Origin of the sequence: Prevotella sp. LCP21S3_D2, assembly GCF_052118345.1 — a bacterium.
In the GTDB taxonomy this organism is placed as follows: Bacteria; Bacteroidota; Bacteroidia; order Bacteroidales; family Bacteroidaceae; genus Prevotella.
The window spans coordinates 1-3,246 of sequence record NZ_JBQKHJ010000058.1 but is presented as its reverse complement, the minus strand read 5'-3'; the positions used below and the strand labels follow the sequence as shown (position 1 = coordinate 3,246).

At 38.0% G+C, this 3,246-nt stretch carries 2 protein-coding genes; both read left to right on the top strand.

Annotation, left to right across the window (positions count from 1 at the left end; all coding sequences use genetic code 11):
• The first annotated feature begins 20 nt into the window (after positions 1-20).
• Complete coding sequence (locus tag ACTQ16_RS16475) at positions 21-2,432, top strand: carboxypeptidase-like regulatory domain-containing protein (RefSeq protein WP_441938520.1); 2,412 nt, start codon at positions 21-23, stop codon at positions 2,430-2,432.
• Positions 2,433-2,609: 177 nt separating this feature from the next.
• Positions 2,610-3,173: an RteC domain-containing protein gene (locus tag ACTQ16_RS16470; protein ID WP_052484764.1), complete on the top strand. Its 564-nt coding sequence runs from the start codon at positions 2,610-2,612 to the stop codon at positions 3,171-3,173.
• Positions 3,174-3,246 lie beyond the last annotated feature (73 nt).

Sequence of the window (3,246 nt, the reverse complement as noted above, 5' to 3'; positions counted from 1 at the left end):
GATTTGCAACACTAAGATAAGTGAAAAATCTGACATGGCAAAATCCTGAGCAACTTTTTGTTGCTCAGGAACTTATAAATAAAGTTAAATCAAAGTGTTGCGGAATTAAGGGTATGGACTTTAATAAAGCTCGATTATTATATCTTATCGTATTTTTCCTGTATTCCGGCCTAAGTGTGTCCGGACAATCGATTCATGTTTCAGGAAGAGTACTTCAACAAAATACGCAAACACCTGTTGAGTTTGCTAATGTCGTTCTATTCAAACAAGATTCAGTCTTTCTGAAAGGAACAACGACAGACACTATCGGAAGATTTGAATTTGAAAATCTTCCCACAGATAATTATGTGCTGTCAGTATCCTGTTTAGGATTTGAAACAAAGCGGATTTTGATACAGAATCTGACGGAATCAGCACAAATAGATGTGTATTTGAATGAAAATGTTTTGTTACTTGGGGAAGTGGTGATTTCTGCTTCTTCCACAATAAACAAGATTAACCAACGGATTGTGTTCCCGACAAAATTGCAAATCAGCCATTCTGCCAACGGAATGCAATTGCTGAATACAATGATGCTTCCCGGCTTGAACATCAATCCGATGCTGAATACGATTTCATCATCCGACGGCGGGAAAGTCATTTTGCAGATTAACGGCGTAAATACCACGCCGGAAGAAATTCAGACCTTGCAACCCCGCCAAATCAAGCGGATAGAATATTCGGATTATGCAGGTATCCGATACGGACATGCTTCCAAAGTTATCAACTACGTGGTAGTAAGGGATGATAAAGGCGGTGTTGTTGGTGTGGATTTGATGAACTCGCTGAATATCCTTGCAGGGGGCGATGTTTTCTTTGCCAAATTCAACAAAGGAAAATCGGAATATGCTTTGAACTACACCGCAGCGTTTCAACGCATCAACACGAATAACAGAAATCGCACAGGTAGTTATCAGTTTGAAAATTCATCCCCTATATTGAGGGAAGAAATCAGTGCCGGAGGTGATTATTCGTACCAAATGCATGATTTTTCGCTGACATACAACTATCAGCAGAGCGATTCGGCTTTTTTCAATGCCAAGTTGAAATATAATCTGAGCAATCAGCCTCACAACGATTTCAACAGTTTTCTAAAAGAGAATGGCACGGACAAAGGGTTGATTTTTGACGGAAGTCAGCAAAAAATTAATGTTCCTACCATCGACTTGTATTACCAGTATGGTTTACCCAAAAATCAGAAAATATATGCTAATGTGGTGGGGAGTTATGCGAACGCAGCATCTTCGCGGAATTACTGCGAATACAACGATGTTGATACTCTTTTCAGCGAACGTTCGGAACTGTTTTCCGATAAATATTCACTGATTGCCGAAGGCATATACGAAAAAGGATTTGCCCATGGAAATTTGAAATTCGGGATAAAACATATTCAGTCGTTTACAGAGCAGACAATTAATCAGGGCGAGGAATTCAAATCGGATTTGAATCAGGCGGAATCGTCGGTTTTTGCAGAGTGGTTTTATAGTAAGGGCAAATTCAGCTATAGCTTGGGACTTCGCCTGAATCGCCTGCATTTTTCCAATGTATCTGTTACCAAAAGCTATTACCATTTCTTACCCAAAGCGATGGTTGGCTATCGGTTCAGTGATAATTCTTTTATCCGGTATGATGCGGAGATGAGTCAAACGAATCCAACCCTGATGGAGTTGGCCGACACGGAAATCCGTCTTGACTCGTATCTTGCCGAGAAAGGGAATCTGTTGCTTCAACCGTACCTGAATCTGAATAATAATTTATATTACGAAAACAGAAAAGGGTTGTTCGCTTTCAATGCAAGCCTGCATCATCACTACAAACACAATCCTATCATGGAATCGAAAAGAGAACATGGAAATGTGTTCCTGACAATGCCCGAAAACATGAAAGATTGGAATAAGTATAATGCGGAGATAACATTGAAAGTAGGGATGATAAAAAACTTCCTGCAATTTTCGGTTACAGGAGGCTTCAACCACTTTGACAGTCGTGGGAACAACTATTCGCATACCCATTCTAATTTTTATTACAGGGCAGATGTTTTGGCAATGTATAAGAAATGGATGCTGATAGGCCAGCTACAGCCTTTTGACGAAAGGTTATACGGCGAAACCGTCATAAAGGATGGTAATTATCACTACTTGGCTATCCGGTACAATGCGACTAATTTTTCTTTTGGCATAGGTGCGTTCAATCCGTTTAAGAATGTTTCCCGAACCATTATGGAAAACAAAAATGCACAAGCGCCTTTCCGAAGAGAAAGTTTTAGCGATGCATCCCGAATTCTCGTTGCCACGCTCACTTGGAATTTTAATTTCGGAAAAACTCATCTTGTCGGTACTAAATCGCTGAATAATCAGGATACCGACTACGGAATCAAAGGAAGTTATAAGTAAGATTAGGTGTTGATTTCAACAAATTCTGTATTATGTATTTCTGGCAAATCTATCACTAATTATCTTTCAGCGACATGTTGTTGCTTCGCGTTCACTGAATCCTATCGGAATTCAGTGAACGCCTTTGTGTGTCGTCAACTGACGATATCATCCTTTTTTTACTCAAAATCAATAAAAATGAAAGATAAGATAAAAAACATTGCAGAAAAATTAGAACATCAAATCAGGATGCATGAACTCGATTTAAATGACAGGATTAAAGATATTCCTCAAATAATATTGCTGTTGGAACAGGGGTTCTCGGAATTGAAAGAAATAGTTTCGTTTTATAAGTTCAAAAGTGAAATGGATGAAATATTCTTTTTCAAGATAATAAAACCCAAGTTTTTTAGTAAACTAATCTATTACAGGAAAGTGTATAACATCGAAATGATGCGCCCCAACGGACAAGATTGTGTGCTGAAAAATTATTTCATCAATGAACTGAATCAGTTAGAGAATTTCTACAATAAGAACATTGATTTCTATAAATACTACCGTTCGGGAAGTACGCATTTGGATAAGTACTTTTTTCTGAGAGGAAAACAAGATATTCAAATGACAATGGAAACATTTTATTTTGAAAGAGACCCTAATTTTTCTACGATTTGCGATTTTAAAGTTGCAAAAATAGTAGCAAACGAAATGTTGCGAATTTATCTGAATCCTAAAATCCGCAACTATCATCCAATACACGATTAAGGGTAGATTTATGAGTCGTTAGTAGCAGCTTTCAGTAAAAAGCAACAGCACAACATCAATATGTAGCCACCAT